Source organism: Photobacterium sp. MCCC 1A19761, assembly GCF_037389125.1.
In the GTDB taxonomy this organism is placed as follows: Bacteria; Pseudomonadota; Gammaproteobacteria; order Enterobacterales; family Vibrionaceae; genus Photobacterium.
The window spans coordinates 25967-43322 of record NZ_JAZGTF010000029.1 but is presented as its reverse complement, the minus strand read 5'-3'; the positions used below and the strand labels follow the sequence as shown (position 1 = coordinate 43322).

19 protein-coding genes are annotated in these 17356 nt (G+C 56.0%); 8 read left to right on the top strand and 11 right to left on the bottom strand.

Features of this window, described 5'->3' with window-relative positions:
• Position 1: 1 nt before the first annotated feature.
• A complete protein-coding gene (locus VV869_RS20105) occupies positions 2-475 on the bottom strand; it encodes a tripartite tricarboxylate transporter TctB family protein (RefSeq protein WP_337736715.1) in 474 nt (157 codons plus the stop codon).
• An 82-nt stretch (positions 476-557) separates the two neighbouring features.
• Complete coding sequence (locus VV869_RS20100) at positions 558-1538, bottom strand: tripartite tricarboxylate transporter substrate binding protein (RefSeq protein WP_337736714.1); 981 nt, start codon at positions 1536-1538, stop codon at positions 558-560.
• 243 nt (positions 1539-1781) lie between these two features.
• Between VV869_RS20100 and VV869_RS20095 the strand changes: the two genes are divergently transcribed.
• From VV869_RS20095 to VV869_RS20070, 6 genes are all read left to right on the top strand, one after another.
• Positions 1782-3419, top strand: coding sequence for a sensor histidine kinase (locus tag VV869_RS20095; RefSeq protein WP_337736713.1), 1638 nt, complete (start codon positions 1782-1784; stop codon positions 3417-3419).
• Positions 3416-4108, top strand: a complete 693-nt coding sequence (locus tag VV869_RS20090; RefSeq protein WP_337736711.1) for a response regulator — start codon at positions 3416-3418, stop codon at positions 4106-4108. The genes VV869_RS20095 and VV869_RS20090 overlap by 4 nt, the downstream gene beginning before the upstream one ends.
• Positions 4109-4180: 72 nt before the next feature.
• On the top strand, positions 4181-4903 hold the full coding sequence (locus VV869_RS20085; protein WP_337736710.1) for a sulfite exporter TauE/SafE family protein: 723 nt from the start codon (positions 4181-4183) through the stop codon (positions 4901-4903).
• A gap of 10 nt (positions 4904-4913) precedes the next feature.
• Positions 4914-5552: an O-methyltransferase gene (locus tag VV869_RS20080; RefSeq protein WP_337736709.1), complete on the top strand. Its 639-nt coding sequence runs from the start codon at positions 4914-4916 to the stop codon at positions 5550-5552.
• Positions 5553-5616: 64 nt separating this feature from the next.
• The gene (locus VV869_RS20075; protein ID WP_337736708.1) at positions 5617-6063 is read left to right on the top strand and encodes a hypothetical protein; all 447 of its coding nucleotides are present in this window, start codon (positions 5617-5619) and stop codon (positions 6061-6063) included.
• A gap of 157 nt (positions 6064-6220) precedes the next feature.
• Positions 6221-6715, top strand: a complete 495-nt coding sequence (locus VV869_RS20070; RefSeq protein WP_337736707.1) for a copper chaperone PCu(A)C — start codon at positions 6221-6223, stop codon at positions 6713-6715.
• A 91-nt stretch (positions 6716-6806) separates the two neighbouring features.
• On the opposite strand, the gene VV869_RS20065 is transcribed toward VV869_RS20070, so the two are convergent.
• Positions 6807-7034, bottom strand: coding sequence for a nitrite reductase (locus tag VV869_RS20065; RefSeq protein ID WP_337736706.1), 228 nt, complete (start codon positions 7032-7034; stop codon positions 6807-6809).
• A gap of 161 nt (positions 7035-7195) precedes the next feature.
• Here VV869_RS20065 and VV869_RS20060 point away from each other — a divergent pair, with 161 nt between their 5' ends.
• Both VV869_RS20060 and VV869_RS20055 read left to right on the top strand, forming a co-directional pair.
• Positions 7196-8182 (top strand): helix-turn-helix domain-containing protein, encoded by a 987-nt coding sequence (locus VV869_RS20060; RefSeq protein WP_337736705.1) that lies wholly within the window; start codon positions 7196-7198, stop codon positions 8180-8182.
• Between the two features lie 92 nt (positions 8183-8274).
• Positions 8275-8874, top strand: a complete 600-nt coding sequence (locus VV869_RS20055) for a GNAT family N-acetyltransferase (protein WP_337736769.1) — start codon at positions 8275-8277, stop codon at positions 8872-8874.
• Positions 8875-9040: 166 nt separating this feature from the next.
• Here the strand turns inward: VV869_RS20055 and VV869_RS20050 are convergent, their stop codons facing one another.
• The 8 genes from VV869_RS20050 to VV869_RS20015 form a co-directional block, all read right to left on the bottom strand.
• Positions 9041-11872, bottom strand: coding sequence for a hypothetical protein (locus VV869_RS20050; protein ID WP_337736704.1), 2832 nt, complete (start codon positions 11870-11872; stop codon positions 9041-9043).
• Positions 11873-11978: 106 nt separating this feature from the next.
• Complete coding sequence (locus VV869_RS20045) at positions 11979-12464, bottom strand: GNAT family N-acetyltransferase (RefSeq protein WP_337736703.1); 486 nt, start codon at positions 12462-12464, stop codon at positions 11979-11981.
• Positions 12465-12531: 67 nt separating this feature from the next.
• The gene (locus tag VV869_RS20040) at positions 12532-13038 is read right to left on the bottom strand and encodes a GNAT family N-acetyltransferase (protein ID WP_337736702.1); all 507 of its coding nucleotides are present in this window, start codon (positions 13036-13038) and stop codon (positions 12532-12534) included.
• A 150-nt stretch (positions 13039-13188) separates the two neighbouring features.
• Complete coding sequence (locus tag VV869_RS20035) at positions 13189-14088, bottom strand: F0F1 ATP synthase subunit gamma (protein WP_337736701.1); 900 nt, start codon at positions 14086-14088, stop codon at positions 13189-13191.
• On the bottom strand, positions 14085-15587 hold the full coding sequence (locus tag VV869_RS20030) for a F0F1 ATP synthase subunit alpha (RefSeq protein ID WP_337736700.1): 1503 nt from the start codon (positions 15585-15587) through the stop codon (positions 14085-14087). The genes VV869_RS20035 and VV869_RS20030 overlap by 4 nt, the downstream gene beginning before the upstream one ends.
• Complete coding sequence (locus VV869_RS20025) at positions 15574-16323, bottom strand: F0F1 ATP synthase subunit delta (RefSeq protein ID WP_337736699.1); 750 nt, start codon at positions 16321-16323, stop codon at positions 15574-15576. Before VV869_RS20025 ends, VV869_RS20030 begins: the two co-directional genes overlap by 14 nt.
• 83 nt (positions 16324-16406) lie before the next feature.
• On the bottom strand, positions 16407-16673 hold the full coding sequence (gene atpE / locus VV869_RS20020) for an ATP synthase F0 subunit C (protein ID WP_337736698.1): 267 nt from the start codon (positions 16671-16673) through the stop codon (positions 16407-16409).
• Entirely contained in the window at positions 16666-17313 is a 648-nt protein-coding gene (locus VV869_RS20015; protein ID WP_337736697.1) for a F0F1 ATP synthase subunit A, read from the bottom strand. The genes atpE and VV869_RS20015 overlap by 8 nt, the downstream gene beginning before the upstream one ends.
• Between the last annotated feature and the right edge of the window lie 43 nt (positions 17314-17356).

Sequence of the window (17356 nt, the reverse complement as noted above, 5' to 3'; positions counted from 1 at the left end):
CTTATCCTCCGATGATCGTGCTGAACACACGACCGGGCGCTAAATAGATATCCAGCAACTGCGTCAGGACGAACCAGAAACCGACCGCAAAGGGCACGGACGCCAGCAGCAGGATTTTGGGCCGCCGCTCTCCCAGCAGCCAATAGCCGCCGCACAGAAACAACGCTGTCGCGATCAGAAACCCGACCCACTCCAGCGAAAGGGCAAATACCACCATCAGCAGCAACAACTTGCCAACCAGGATAAAGTCATAGCCACTCAGTGACAGACGATCGTGGCTCGCCCGACTCGCCGTGACCAACTGGCACACCGAAAACAGGATCCCGAGCCCCGCCAGTGCGGTCGGCAGGGTTCTGGCATGAAACGGTTCATATTCATCACCGGGAAACAGCACAATCTGATTTGCGTAGTAGCCGTAGGCGACGGAAAAGCACAAAAACACCAAACCACCGATGTGATCTTTGGTTACCGTCATGGGTGAGTCCTCACATTACTTATTCATTCAGGAAGAAGAGAAAGCGCAGGGCGGCGACTGACCGCCCCTGCGCGAGAAGGGATTAATTCAGAAAGCCGAGCTCTTTCATCAGGCTGCCAATCTCTTTTTCCTGCTGCTCCAGAAAGGCTTCAAACTCTTTACGTGGCTTGTAGATCTCGGTCCAGCCGTAACGGTCGCGCACGGCAGCCCAAGCCTCAGTGTTGTACATTTTTTCAAGGACTTCGGCATACTCGGCGGCACGTTCGTCGCTGATTTCCGGTGAGCCGAAGAAGCCGCGCCAGTTGACGAACGTGGCATCGTAGCCCAGCTCCTGCAGCGTCGGGACATCCGGAGCAGCGGTTGAACGCTTGTCTCCGGTCATCGCCAGGATCCGAACCTCGCCTGCTTCCGCCAACACCAGGGCTTCACTCAGGCCGGTCGACAGCACCTGCGTTTCCCCCGACAACAGACCTGCCATCGCCTTACCGCCAGCATCATAGGCCAGATATTTCACCCGGCGCGGATCCCCACCGGCCGCTTTGAAGGCCAGCGCGGCGACCAGATGGTCCATACTGCCGCGCGCAGAGCCACCCGCGACCGACACAGAGCGCGGATCCTTTTTATAGTCATCAACCAGTTGCGTGAAGCTTTGGTATTTCGAATCTTTCGCTACCACAAACGCAGCATAATCACCCACGGTAGCAGCAATCGGTGTCAGATCGCGGAACGATTGCGGAAAAACTTTGGCAAGAGAGCGGATCACAATCGGCGTCGAGTTCACCATCAGCGTATCCTGTGACTGCTCAGCGGTTTTGATCAAATAGGCAATAGCTTTACCACCGCCGCCACCGGACATATTTTCATAGGAGACTTTGTCCACCAGCTCCGATTTAGACAACGCTTCACCGATCCCGCGAGCTGTGCTGTCCCAGCCACCCCCTGCGCCGCCCGGCACCAAAAAATGTACCGTATCTACACTGGCCTGCGTCCCGAAGCTGAAGGCGGAAGCCACCACAGCCGCGAGTACCGAAACACGTTTACGGGAAATGAACTGAGTAAGCATAAGGGTTCCTCATGAAATGGTTATTGGTTCCTTCATAAAGAACAGTAATCCGCCGGGTGAATGTTTAAAAGATTGTAAAAATAGTGTGAATAACGAGCATTTCGGCCGTTTTGTTCATATTGTTCACTGCAAGAAAAAAGCAACACGGGTAGACTATCCCCATGATGACACCGAAGGTGAAAGGAGTTCACCACCACCATGCGTCAGTTGCTCTCATTACGCCGATTGCGGCTAAAACCACGTATGATATTGATTTTAGGGATTATTGCGATTCTACAAACCGGTGCGCTCGGTTATTTTGCGATCAATTATCTCGATAAAGTTCTCAACGAACAGATCGGCCAGCAAGCCATGCGGGTTGCCATGGCGATCGCCGCTACCCCGGATGTCATCGATGCCGTGGCCGAAAAGAACACAACATTTCTGCAACCCTTGAGCCATAAACTGGCCCAGGCGGCCGAAGCCCGATTCGTGGTATTCGGGGACGCCGAGGGCATTCGCCTCGCCCACCCGCTCCCCGAACGTATCGGCCACCCGATGGCCGATGACGAGGGAGACACCAACGACCCCGCGCTGCGCCACGGCCAGGCTTATGTGTCGGAGGCGCTCGGCAGCGTTGGCTGGTCGGTACGCGGCAAAGCGCCGATTTTCAGCCACGACGGCAGCACGGTGATCGGGATTGTCTCGGTCGGTTACCTGCTGGACACCGTCGAAGTCATTGTCAGCCACCATACCGGCTCCATGCTTGTGGCGATTGTGGCCGCATTCCTGTTCAGCGTCGGCACCGCGATTTTATTTGCCAACCATTTTCGCAAAGCGATTTTCAACTTAGAACCCGAACAAATCGCCCGGATGTTCCAGGAGCGCAACGCAACACTCGAAACTGTTCGCGAAGGGATTGTCGCCATTAACCAGACCGGCCACATCACCACCTTCAACCATGCCGCCATCAAGACCCTGGAACTGCCGGACGATCGCGCCTACATCGGCCGCCACATTACCGAAGTGCTGCCCGACACCGGCATGCAGGAAGTGCTGGATCAAGGCCAGCCGCATTTCGACCACGATATCTGGCTGCACGACCACAACCTGATCGTGAACCGGATCCCCCTGCTTCAGGACGGCGAAGTCACCGGCGTCGTCTCCAGTTTCCGACTGAAAAATGAAGTGGATTTGGTCAGCCGCAAACTGACCCGGATCAAGCAGTACGCCGAAACCCTGCGCAGCCAGGCCCATGAATACAACAACAAGCTGCACACCATCGCCGGGCTGATCCAGATTGATGCCAAAGAAGAAGCCCTGGCGGTGATCGGCCAGGAAACTGTCAGCCACCAGGCGTTTATCCAGCAACTGATGCAGGTCACCTCAGACAGCGTGCTGGCCGGGTGCCTGCTCGGCAAGTACAACCGGGCCAAGGAGCTGGGGCTGGAACTGGCCATTGACGAAAACAGCCAAATGTCCGATCTGCCGGACCCGCTGCCGCGCGAACAACTGGTCAGCATTTTGGGTAACCTGATCGACAATGCCCTGGAAGCCACCTTAAACCATTACGGACCGGGCGGCACCGTAACCCTCTGCTTTTCGGACTATGGCAAAGAACTGATTTTTGAAGTCAATGATCAAGGCGCGGGACTGACCCCGGAAGAAGCCGAGAAAATTTTCACCCGCGGCTATACCACCAAACCCCAGGGCGGTCACGGTATCGGCCTGGATCTGGTGCGCAGCCAGGTTGATCACCTGGGCGGCCTGATCACCGTCGAGCCCGGCGAACCTGGCGGTTCCGGCGCGCCTGAACCGCACAGCGGCAGCCGCTTTACGGTGTATCTGCCCAAACAAACCTGGCGAGAGCTGGCCCAACACCAACAGAAGGACACCCAATGACGACACCGATCAGTATCGTAATTGCCGAAGATGATCCCAAAATCGCAGAGATCCAACGGCGCTTTATTGAGAAAATCGATGGCTTCGAGGTGATCGGGATTGCTCACAGCCTGGATGACGCCCGTGATTTACTGGAAGTTCTGCAACCGCAATTATTATTGCTGGACAATCAATTCCCGACCGGGACCGGACTGGAGTTATTGCGCGAGTTGCGTGCCGAGAGCACCCATACCGATGTTATCCTGATCACCGCCGCCAAAGAAGTCGACACCTTGCGCACTGCGATGCATAATGGCGTTTTCGATTATATCCTGAAACCCGTGGTGTTTGAGCGACTCAAATCGTCACTGAATCACTACGCTGCGCACCTCAGCAAACTGGCAGACATGGACTCGCTGATCCAAAGCGAAGTCGACGGCTTGCTTCAGTCGACAGCGCCTGACACAGCAACAACGACCGCACCACGGCTGCCCAAGGGCATCGATGCCTTAACCCTGGAAAAAATCCGCAAGGTTCTGGCATCCCCCGGCCAGTCACTTAACGCTGAGCAGGTCGGTCAGAAAATTGGAGCCAGCCGGACCACCGCCAGACGTTATCTGGAATATATGGTCAGCGCGGACGAACTGTGCGCCGAAGTCGCCTACGGGAGTGTCGGCAGACCCGAGCGGAGATATCGCCGCCCGGGCTAGCGATAACCGCTTATTCTAACGGAGAAGAATGCTTTGGTCATAGACTATGATTTCGCAACAGCGGCGCTCATCATGGCCGTCTTTCTACTGGCCGGCCTGGTCAAAGGCGTGGTGGGGCTGGGTCTGCCGCCCGTTGTTCTGGGGGTTCTCACCGCGCTGATCGGCATTCATCAGGCCATGGCACTGGTGGCCCTGCCGGCCTTTCTTACCAACGTCGTGCAAGCCTTCTCCGGCCGTGAGGGGCGCCAGTTATGCCGCAACCACTGGCAATTCTTTCTGGCAGCCACCCTGGCGATTGCCGCCGGGCTCACCCTGGCCCTGATCGTCAACAGCCATCTGATGGCCTTGGTTCTGGGTGGGTTGCTGGCCACCTATGCCCTCACCGGTTTGCTGAAATTCCAACTGTCGGTTCAGCCGCAATGGGAACCCGGCTACGGTGTCGCCATGGGCACCCTCAACGGCGTTTTTACCGGGCTGACCGGCTCATCGGCAGTACCTGGGGTGTTTTACCTGCAATCGGTCGGCCTGTCCCGCGACCAGTTGATCCAGGCCATGGGCATTCTGTTCACCCTCTCTTCCGTCGGTCTGAGCCTCGGGCTGATCCTACAAGGGGTGCTGACGGTCTCTGCCGGTAGCTTATCAGTTGCAGCCTTAGTCCCGGCCTTTGCCGGAATGGCGATCGGCAGCCGGATCCGGCAGCGTATCTCGGTGGCCCTGTTCCAGCGGATTTTTTTCTGCTCCCTGCTATTGCTGGGCAGCTACATCATTTTCATGAACCTGGGACGTATCCCCTAAGGAGACGGTTATGGACCCCAAAACGCTAGGATTACTGGATAAACTGCTGGCTTTCGGTCAGGCCAATGATCGCCGGGTCAGCCACAAAAGCGAGAAGATGCTCAACATCACCAAAGATACCGGCGAATTTCTGGCGGCAATGATCCGGGCCACCCGTGCCCGGCATGTCTTGGAGATCGGCACGTCCAACGGCTATTCCACCATCTGGCTGGCAGATGCCGTTGGCAGCGACGGCCAGGTCACCACCCTGGATATCACCGCTGAAAAAACCCGCCTGGGCACCGAGAACCTGGCCCAAGCCGGTTATCTCGACCGGGTCACGCTGCTGACCGCCCATGCAGAAGACTTCCTCAGTGATGTCCGGACACCGCAGTTTGACCTGATATTTCTCGATGCCGATCGCAGCCAGTACATCGACTGGTGGCCCTTACTGAAGAAGAGCCTGGTCCCTTCCGGCACGATCATCGTCGATAACGCCATCTCCCACGCCGAAGAGCTGACCGCGTTTACCGCACTCATTCAGAGCGAGCCGTCCGTGACTCAGGCGCTGGTTCCCGTCGGCAAGGGAGAACGAATCATCGTGGTGCATGAAGACACGGCAACACTTTCGTTACCGGGGTCTCAAAGTCATCACAGCAATCAGGGATAATAGGTTACAAACTTGTCACTAACTTGATAATATGCGCGCTCTTTCAGTCACTTAGCTTTCACTCATGCCGAATTTCAGCCGGAACAACCTCGTACATCAGGGCGTCATTGTACTGACCCTGTTGTCGATCCTGCTGACCCAGTTTTTATCGGCGATCGTGGTGCTCAACCCGGCTCATTACCAGGGCAACGGCAACTGGCTGACCGGCGAGAAAGTGCTGATCTGTACCAGTCAGGGCTTGAAATGGGTCGAAGTCAGTCAGCTCCGGCACCAAAACCAGACGGACGCGGCGTCCGGTGATAAGCCGCATGCCCTGAAATTCCACTGCCCGATCCTCAAATTACCGCCGGTCCTGGAACACACCCCGCTGGCCGCCGGTTTTTTCCTGCTCACCCTGCTGTTCTGTTTTTTCCCGGTACAACTGTTCAACTGTCACCGGGTCCTTGAGCGGATCTATTATCGCTACGCGCCCAAACATTCTCCGCCCCAATCCGGCATCGTCACCCATTGAGGGTCTATCCTAGACCTAAATAATTGAAAATCACGATGTTGAAAATCATGATGTCGAAGACCAAGTCACAACTGAGCTTGTTCGCTTGGTCATTTATGAGAACACCCAGCCCCGGGACCACAAACAATCTTATCCCCGTGGCAGCAAGGAGAAAATAATGAAAAAAATCATCAACCTTCTACTGGGAAGTACCCTGCTGTTGAGCGCGATGGCCAATGCACACGATTACCAAGGCGGCAACCTGCATATCGACCACCCGTGGTCAAAACAGGTTCCACCGACATCCCAGGTCGCAGCGGCCTTTTTTGAGATCGAAAACCGTGGTCACGAAGCCGATACGCTGATCAAAGCCGAATCCCCGATTGCCGGAAAAACGGAGCTACACGCCCATATCCATGAAGACGGGATGATGAAAATGCGGGAAGTGGAAAGTATTGACGTTCCGGCGCAAGGAACACGCACGCTGAAGCCGGGGAGCTATCACATTATGTTCTTCAATCTGAAGCAGGTGCCGGCGCTGGGCGATCGCTTCCCGCTGACCCTGTATTTTGCCAAAGCTGGCAAAGTCGACGTCGAAGTGGCAGTTGAAGAAGCCACCTACCAACCGAAGCACGAGAACAACCAACATGCGACGGATCATAGCGGCCACTAATCCCCGCGAGCCATCCGCCAACGCGGTCTAACAACATTCAAAGCCGTTTGCATGCTCAAACGGCTTTTTTTCAACTACTCGCCTCAGCAATCTATAGCCGGTTAATCTCGTTGTTCAACTGATAGCTGCTGTCGGTCACGATTTTCTCCAGCACCTCAATCCGTGCTTGCAGAGTCTTGATGTCATGCTTCATCTCACTCAATGCCCGGGATTGATGTTCACTTTCCAGCGCTTTGACTTTCAGTTGATGATCTAAATATCGCTTAAACATGATTGAAATAAACACGATGGCGACAATAATGATTCCCGTCCAGGCCATGAGTCGTTCCTTCTTGGTCGTCGATAAATTTTTATCCTAATGTGGCTATCTAACCACGTTATCGGCGGTAGCATCCTGGGAAGAACCCGCGTTTTTGACGTATATCACTGAAAAGACAGCATGTTAGAATCACCCTTGTGTCCGCCTCCAATGAATCGCTGATGAAGACCTGGAAATACCCACCGGCCAATCCGGTGCTGGCTACTATGATTGATTGCTACTGGCTGCTGGAGCGCCATCATGATGACCCGGCTCAGCCCCTGTTGATCCCCAATCCTCATTGCCACCTGATCCTGACGCCGCCGAAAGACATCCACCATTACCTAATTCAGGGGCATGTCCAGGGGCAGGTTCAAGGGCAGAATGAGATGCAGGCCAGCACGGTGATCGGCTCGCATCTGCTCACCCCTTTCACGCAAGCATTAACCCTCTGGGACAACCCGCAAGTGTTGCGGCTCGGCGTGAAGTTTCAGCCCGGCGCACAATACCGGCTGCTGGGCCTGAGCGGCAAGGAGAATACCAACCGGATCATCCCGCAATCAGATTCTGCGCTACTCAATTCGGCACTGAACGTACTCTTTCAGCCTGTAACGCTCAACGGCCTGTTAGAGCTCCGCCATCAGCCCGAAAGCGTGGTTGCCAGCCTGGACCGTCATTTCGCGACGATCCTGGCACAAACACCTGATGACCCGCACAGTCGACTGACTCAGCAAGCCCTTGCCCGGTTGAATCTGGACATAGAAGCTCTGGACACAGAAGATCTGAACATAAAAGCGCCGGGCGTAAAAGCATCGTACGCAGAAGGTTCAGAAGGCAGGACACCGAACGCTACGATCCCCGACACGACACCGGAGCAGGCGCTGGGATGTTCACGGCGCACCCTGGAAAGAGCCTTTGTCCGCGTCACCGGACTGACGATGAAACAGTATCGGATGATGAAACGGCTCGATGAAATCTTTCTCCATCTCTATCAGCATCCTGACCGCCAGCCTGAGTGGGTTGAGATTGCGGCCCGATTCGGCTTCAGCGATCAACCGCACCTGATCCGCCAGCTGAAACGAGCCATCGGCGCCACGCCGGGAAGCTATCTGGAAGCACGTAATCTCATCATTGATATCTATGGTGATTTTGAGGGCGAAAACATGTGAGTTGTCGTTTTTGTTCAATCTTGCCGACCTCACCTACGTTAAGCTAGCCATATCTCCAATCAATGACGTAAGCAAACCAAGCAATGATAACGATAGATTTTTCACGTCTGCAACAAGGGCTCCCCTGCGCATTCGATGACGCACACAGCATTCAGCTGATCTGTCAGGATGATTTGGCCGAGATCGTCGAGATGCTGGACAACCCCAAGGTCAGCCTGTATCTCTTTTTCGCCCCGGCACCGGCCGAGGTCTACACAGCGTTCTTTAGCCCAATCATTGACAACACCCGCACCGCGATTACCTCGGCGCAATGGCCGGAGCACCCGACTTTTATCCTGCGGGATCAGGACCACCGTTTTATGGGGATGCTCGGCATCACCCGGAACATGATGCTGCCGGGCAACTTCGATGTCGGCTACCAGTTACCCGAACATGCCTGGCATCAGGGAATTGCCACCCGGGGGTGTCAGTTCCTCACCCAACTGGCCTTTGAGCAGCTCGGCGCGCACAAGGTTTGCGCTGATTGCTACGGCAACAACATCGGCTCGGCCCGGGTACTGGAGAAAAACGGCTTTGTTCAGGAAGGACGACAAGCCGGCTTTTACCAACTCAACCACGGCGTTGACGACCGGGTACTGTTCGGCATGACCCGCGCCCAGTTTGCAGCCCGCCAGTCCCGGTCGACGTGCTAACGGAGAGTCGTTGACGAAGATTCTGTTCAGTGAATTCGCGGTAATTCAGCAAGCTGCGCAGGTTCGGCGCAACGCGCTGCCCATTCCCCGTATAAAAAAGACCGCAGCCGTGGCTGCGGTCGATACTTTTCAGAAGTCCAGCACCATCGCGCTGAGTCTCCTGCTGTTAAAAGCGGCTCACGATCGAGAAATAGACCTTGTCTTCACCCAAATCGCTGTCCAACCCACGGGCATAGCCGAGGGTGACCGGCAAGGTCAGCTGATAACCGAGTTTGGCTTCGAGCGTCAGCTCGGCCCCGACACCGGTCAGCTGCTTCTTACTGCTGCCGCTGTCCCAAGCAGCGCCGGAATCCACAAACAGGTTTCCGGAAATATCCCCCAGCCCCACCGGGTAGAGGGACCAGTTGCGTTCAACCCGGGCCAGCCAGGTTTCCAACGCCAGACGCTGAGTCGCATAGCGATGACCCACCTGAACACTTTCGTCATACCCACGCAGCGCCTGGGTATCCCGGCCAAACAAGTAAGCTTCTTCGAACAGGTCGTGGCCGCCAAGGCGGAATCGCTTGGCCCCATCGTCGGCATAGCCTGCTGCCAACCGGGCGGTCAGAGTGGTTCGCCCCGGCAGATCCCAGGTTCCCTGCCACTGGGCCTGATACTTCTGGCCTTCAAAGTCACTGTCCAGCAAGTCGTTGGTTTCCGCCACCAGATCAATCGCGTGGCCCCAGCCAACCCCGGGGACATTCAAATAGGCTTCCCGGTTATCAAATGTCAGTGCCAGACCGGTCAGGGTTTCATTACGGTCTCGGTATGGGCCCGCAAAGTCCGGTTGAGAAATCAGTTTCTCTTTATCCAGCACCACCCCGGCATGCAGGCTGAGCTGATCTTCAAACGCATTCCAGAGATGATCCCGTTGCACCAACAACTCATCTTCTCGGGTGATCCGGTAATCGCTGCGCATCCCCTGGGTCAGCTTGTCGAAATCATGACTCCGGCTATAAGAGAACAACCAACGATTGTCGTACTGGTAGATTGCATTGAGATCGCCCAATTCATTATCGACATCCCACGCCGCCAGCACCTGATAGGTATGGCGGCCCAGCGCATCGGAGCCGAATGTCTGCGCCCCGAGCAGGGTTTTCATGTCATCAATGGCAACCACCGGCAGCCAGTTGCGCGGACGCAGGGTTGACCAGGGAGAGTAATCACTAACGTCCCCCTTCGCGGCAGGCGCTGTCACTGCCGGCGGATAGTCATACCGCCCTTGCTGCGCGTCTATCGAAAACTCAGACAGTGCGGTTGGCGTCGTCAAGTATCGCAGCTGATAGCCGTCCGACGTGTAAGCCTGGTAGACCAGACCATGTCCGGGCTGCCACACCGGCCGGAACGCCCCGCCCACTTCGCGGGTCCATTGCGTGACCTGACCGCTGTCGGGCGCCAAAACATAAATATTGAAAACCCCGTCATAATCGGCACTGAACATCACGCGGCCGTCCGGCAGATAGTGCGGACTATTCTCGGCGGCCCGGGTATCGGTCAGCGCTTCCCAGCGTTGTGTGGTCAAATCGAAGCGTTCCAGGTTCCAGCCCTGCAACGGCCGTTTCACCGCCGCCACCAGCGTACGGCCATCCGGTGCAATGTCAAAAGTGCCCAGCACCGTCTCCGGCTCTCCGCGCCAGATCCGGCTCGGTTTCGGATCCGGTGAAGACGTATCCGCAACAAGCAGCCAAAGTTCGCTGATCCCGGCCACCTTCCGGCTAGCGATCAACTGTTGGCCATCCGGCAACCAGTGCATTTCCCGAAAACGCTGACGCTCAGTCAGCTGCTGCCATGCCTCATCCCGAAATAAGAACAGATCGTTGTAGCTTCTGCCGTCGGCATAGTCGATCCGCCGCGAAGCCAGCAGTCCACCCTGCGGATGGGCATCCAAAGCCGTAATGTTCGAGCGGGCCGTCAACGACTGCCAATCGCCTTCCGGCGCGGCATGCAGGAAGATCTCAGGCCGATCGTCACCATTGTTGCGATTAACGAGCAGTCCGTTATCGCTGGCGGTCACCACCTGAAGGAAAGGTGTTTGTTGCAGATCACGCCCGGTGACGGCCTGCTGCCTCAACTCAGCCAGCTGCGGTGAGAACTGCGCCGCCATTTGCTGCTGAAACCCTTGCCACAGGGTGTCAAAGCTCACCCCAAACGAAGTCCGGGCGGTGCGATTGAGCAAGAAATAAGGAATGATCTGACGACTGTAGGATTGCAGAAAATGCTGCACCTTCTGCTCGCCATAGGTTTGATTGAGATACTGGACAAAGTAAGCGCCATACAGATACTGATAGCCAAGCGGCCATTCCCGATCAGCCACCACGACCTGATTGAGATCTTTAATCTCACCGCCCGCCACTTCCATCCGCATTTTCATCGCATACTGGCTGCTTTGCAGGCGACCATAGCCCAGCGTTTCACTGGTTTCGAGATACACCGCCAGCCCTTCCAGCAGCATGGACGGTGTCAGCGCATGGGGAAACAGCAGCCCCTGACGGCCGAAAATGTTCTGCAGGATTTCCGGCGTCCCTTCCGCCATTTCCATGTGCATGACATGGGCGAACTCATGGCGGATCAGCATATGGAGCCAATCATCACTGGTGGCCAGATCGCCGCCGTCTTCCGGCGGACTCATGAACAAACGCATTTGGGCAAACGGCAACGGCGTCGCCCAGCCATTGGAGACATCAAAGTCATCCACCATCACGATTTCAGTCCGCTCGCCCGGCGCTGACTGAAAATACGGCAGCTGATCCTGACGGACCTGCTCGGCAATATCGAGTACCTTGGCGGCGCTTTGCCGATGGCCGTCGACGAAATGGACGGTGAAATGTTCAGATTGCTGGCTGTACCACTGCGTGCCCGGCGTATCCCAGGCCACCGGCTGCGCATTGACCGCCCCGGAAACCAGCCCTGCGGTGACCAAGCCCCCGAGCAATGTGCGTTGAAGTCTCTTTCCTGACATGTGTATATGACCCTGATTGGTAATGCACACAGGTTACCAAGGATCGCAGATAAAAACACCGTTTTATATCAACACGCTGCACAATCTCCCGCGCACAGCAAATGCGTCATTCCGCCGCAAATTCCCGCCGGTAAAAATCTGTCGTGGCATGTTTGGGGTTCGGCTTGAGATAGCGCCAGCCCCAACGCTGATAATGCTTCACCGCCCGTGTGTTGGTGCGGCTCACTGACAACAGAGCGCCTTTGCATCCCTGATGTTTCAGCGTGTTGGCAATAAAGGTTTGCGCCAAATCCGCAATGCCCCGTCCGCGACAGGCAGGGATGAGGTAAATCAAATGGACATAGCCATACCCGGCTACATCGGAAAAAGCCCGAAATTCCAGCTGACCGATGATTTGTTCACCCTGCCAAAGGTGAATATAAAACCAGCCAGGTTGATCCAACCGCTGCTGCATACGTTCTTGATAGCCAATCACCGACTGAGCATACCCATCATCGGTGCCAAAACTACACACGTAGGAATCCCGCCTGAAGTCGTGGCACGTTTGAAAGTCACGCGAGAGGTCAATGGGTCGAAAATGAATATCCGTCATTCGCTTAATCCGTTACAAACCTGAGAAAAAACCGAGCACACCGCTCAGGGCAGCCCGATTTGAGGTGTTAAAGCTGCTTATAGAAATAGACCGTCGCTTCGAGCTGACCCGAAGAGCTGCGAGCGAAATCCGGAATCTGGCCGGCTTCGGTATAGCCGATGTTCCGATACAGCGCGGAGGCAACATCCCCCAAACGGGTATCCAGTACCAGGAGGGACAAGCCAAGCTCCTGACTGACCTGCTCCATCAGCGCCATCAGTTTTTTGCTGATCCCCCGCCCGCGGGCGGTGGTTTTCACCATCAGCTTTTCCACCTCGCCTCGGTGCGAGCCATTGGCTTTGGGGCACAGCGAGAGCTGCACCGCGCCGAGGATTTGCTCATCTTCAATCGCAACAAATAACCGGCGGGCGCCGGATTGCAATTCCTGCTCCACGCCTTGCCAATAAGCACTAATTTCAGCCTGATCAACCGGCGTTAAGAAGCCAACCGATGCGCCGCTTTCAATACAGTCGGTTAATAGTGACGCCAGCGCCGCTTCTCTATTGCCGATTGAGGTGATTTCTTTAATTTCCATCTTCACTTCCTTGTATTTTTGTAAAACCAATAAGGCTCCCTGCAAACCATGCGCGCGTATAAAACCTCATGCACAAATAACATGCTAACACCTTGTTCAGCAATGAGAGTTTTAACCACACAGAATCAATGTTGTCGGACAGACTGAGCGTCAGCGCCGTTTCGCCCGCTCCTGCTCGAGTCGACCGGCATTGAGTAACAGCACTTCAATTTCTTCCGTGATCTCTTCCCGGCGCAGTTGATTCAATTGCTGAGCCAGTTCACCGGACAGATCTTCAAGATGCCTGACCGCCCCTTCCAAGTGCGTTGACCGGCTCCGATTTTCCTCAAGCAGGGAGGCATACAGCACTTCATGCAGCGCGGCAAAGAGGTACTGTCTGGCAACTCCCAGTAAAAATTCTGTCGGAGATAAATTGAGCGCCGGCGGATAGGAAAACCGCGGCGGCGGTTGTTGCGCTTGATGCGACTGCTGCTGTTGATGCGGCTGTTGCTGAAGCAGACTCTGCTGAAAAGGCGGCAACAATTGCTGGGTGAGAATGCCTTGCTCCCCCTGATGATACACCCCGAACAGCGTCATCCTGGGCTGTTGCTGTTGCAGCGCCATCAGCGTCTCAACAATCTCCTCCAGCACCGCAGGAACATCTTCGGCAACACTCGGGCCTTTGATCCGGGCATGCAGCAGCGTGTCATCTTCGACCAGGCTGAACAGCTTGCGACCCACCACCAGCACCGTTGGCCTGACTTCCGCTTGTTGCAAACACTGTTCAAACTCACTCAGCAACGCATGATTAAAATGACCGCAAAAGCCCCGTTCAGAGCCAATCATCAGATAAACCGGGGTTGCCTGCGGACTCTCCGGCAACGTCTGGGGATAAAAACTCAGGAAATCATTCGCCACGGTCAAGATCGCCGCCACCACCCGATGTTGCGCCTGCAGGCACTGCTCAAGATGATGGCTTTCCATCTGCGCCAGCATCTTCATCGCATCCAAGATGTTAATGATCTCATTCAGGCTATGGCGGCGATGCTGTAAATCCTGACGCCGTGTCATGGCGGACTGTCCCGTTCGCCGCCCACCGAGGATAACCACTGCGCGACCGCCTGACGCCATACTTCCCGGGAGCTGTCGAGGGTAAGCTCGCTGGCATCCGTTTGCTGCTTGAGGTGCTCGAGGATCGCAGGGATCTGACGGCGCTCAACCGATTCAAAGTGTCCGTCATTGAAGGCCTCCAGCCAGGCCAGCTGAAATGTCTCTCCCAACGGGGAAAATTGCTCCTGCTTGAGGATCTCTCTTAAAATCAACCCGCGCTGAATCGCTGCTTCCATAGAAGCTTCCAGCCGCGCCCCGAAACGGGTGAAGTGCTCGAGTTCCAGAAACTGCAGATAATGGAGCTTCATACTGCCGGCTTCGGCTTTCATCCGCTCATGCTGCGCCTGCCCGCCAATCCGTGAGACAGAGCGGGCTATATCGATCGCCGGACGAAAACCTGCGGAAAACAGATCCCGCTCCAGATAGATTTGCCCGTCGGTGATCGAGATCAGGTTAGTGGGAATATAACCGGCGATCTCCCCCTGATTGGTTTCCACAATCGGCAATGCGGTCATACTCCCACCGCCATGGGACGGACTCAGACAAGTGGTTCGCTCTAACAGGCCGGCATGCACCGAAAAAATATCGCCCGGATACGCCTCGCGTCCCGGCGGACGCTGCAGCAACAGGGATAACTCGCGGTAGATGTTGGCGTGGGTGCTGAGATCATCATAGACGACCAAGGTATCCAGCCCCTGCTGCATCCAGTATTCGGCAATGGCACACCCGGCAAAAGGGGCCAGGTGCTGCAGTCCGGGCAGGCTGCTCGCCTCTGCGACCACCACAGTGGTATACGCCAGGGCGCCGTATTCGCGGAGCACCGCAATGGTATTGACCACAGTCGAGCGCCGCTGACCAATCAGGACATAGATACATCGCACGTTGCGATCGCGCTGGTGGATCAGGGTATCGATCGCCAGTGCGCTTCGCCCCAGTCCTTCGTCACCAATCAGTAACTGGCGTTGCCCTTTGCCAATCGGGATCAGGGTATCGATGATCTTATTGCCGGTGTATAACGGCGAGTTCACAAAGTCGCGCTGAATGATCGGAGGCGATAGCGCATCCAGTCGCTGCCATGCCGAAGGACTCGGCGGAGGCTGGCCATCCAGCGGCGCGCCCAGGGGGTCGATCACCCGACCGAGTAAGCTGTCTCCGACCGGAATACTCAGCGGATGGCTGGCATGCGATACCCGGGTTCCGGCGGTCAACCGGCTGGTTTGCTGTAACAGCACCGCGCTGACCTGCGCTTCCGTCAGGTCAAACACCATCGCCCGACTGCCGTCCGCCAGGGTTAAGATATCGTTCATTGCCGCCGAGGGCAGCCCGGTGATCCGGACAATGCCGTCTCCCAGCGAACGCACGCTCCCCTGCTCTTCAATCCGCAATCCCGGCTGGTACTGCTTCAGCCACGCCGCCTGTTGCAGCAGCGGATGACGGCGCTCGGCTTCATCGCGTGACATAAGCAAATTCCGCGAATCCTTTGAGCTCGTCCCGAAGATTCGCATGCAAACGCCAGGCGCCGATGGTGATACAAACCCCAGCAATGAATTGAGGATCTTCGGCAAACTCAACCGGCACCGAAAGATTGCAGACTTCCTGTAAAGCCTGCGTCAGCGCCTGGCGATTTTTGTCAGAAATGGGATAAGCACTGGTGACGGCGATGACTTCCGGAACCTCTCCCCACTGCAACTGAAGCGCCGCCACCTGGTCCTCAGAAAGCTGAGACAAATCATCCAGCAACCGGGCCAACAACCGGGCTTCCAGTTCAGGACCGGCGGCTTGACGGAGCAGAATTGCGGCAAATTGCGCACTTTGCTGCATCGCCTGATGTTCGATTTCCCGCCGGGTTTCCTGCTGCCGTCGGGACTCAGCGACCCGGAATTTCTCCTTTTCCTCTTCGATCGACCGCTTTAACTGTTCCAGCCGCGTGGCCCGCTCGGCGTCTAAAGATTTGGTGAGTACCATTCTGGCCTGCTGACGCTCCTGCTCCCAGTGGTTCAGGCGATGCTCATAGTCGCTTTTGAGGGCAGTCGATTCCTCATGAAGCCGCTGAGATTCAGCCAGCTGGGCATCAATCCCGGCCTGACGCTTGCGAATAACCGCCAGCACCGGCTGAAACAGAAAGTGTTTGAGGATCCAAACCAAGACCAGAAAATTGAGTATTTCCAGCAGGAAGGTCGACCAGCTAAATTCCAAAACCGCTCCTTATGTACCGGGCTGCCATCATCACGCGCTGTGCTTTGGTGCTTAGATGCTTAGATGCTTAGGTGCTTAGGTGCTTAGGTGATCAGGTATTCAAGCAACGGATTTCGGAACAGGGCGATCAGCACAATCACCAGAACATAAATGGCAAGGGATTCGATCATCGCCAGGCCGATAAACAGGGTTCGCATAATGGCCCGCTCAGCTTCCGGCTGGCGGGCCAGGGCATCCATGGCACGGCTGATCGCCCATCCCATCGCGATCGCCGGACCCAGGACTCCGATAGAAATCCCGATAATGGCAGCAGTCGTTGATGTGACAACAAAGGTCGATAAATCAGGCATTCGTGTCTCCTGCTTGCCGCTGTTGTTGATATTGTAGACTACCGGCGACATAGAACAGCGCCAGCATGCCGAAGATATAAGCCTGTACCAGGGCTTCAATCACATGGAGCATTAAGATGGGCACAGGCGCCAGAAAACCGGCCACCATCAAAAACATCAGCGCAGCCATTTCCAGGCTCATCATGTTACCGAACAGCCGCACCGCCAGCGCAACGGTCCGGGTGATTTCCCCGATCAGATGGAAGGGCAGCAGGATCGGGCTGGGTTTAAGGTAATGGCGGAGATACTGTTTGATCCCCAGTAAACGAATGCCGTACCAGTGAGTGGATAGGAAAACCACCAGCGCCAGAGCAGCCGTTGCCGACAGATCGCGGGTTGGGGAGTGCACCCCGGGAATAAGCCCGCTGAGGTTGGCGATGATCAGAAAAACCCACAGGCTGCCGACAAGAGGCATCAGGGTTTGCGCATGCTGCGGCGCGACTTCCCGGATCGCATTTTCAATACTGACCACAACCCCTTCCACGGCGGTCTGAAGCAATCCGGGGCTGGTTGCTAACCGGCGCGACAATACCCAGATCAGCAGCCAGATGATGCCGATCATGATCCAGGTGGTGATCAGGGTGCTATCGAGTACCATCATTCGTTCCCCGCTGCAGGGCAACACCCGGAACGAAGCGACCTGG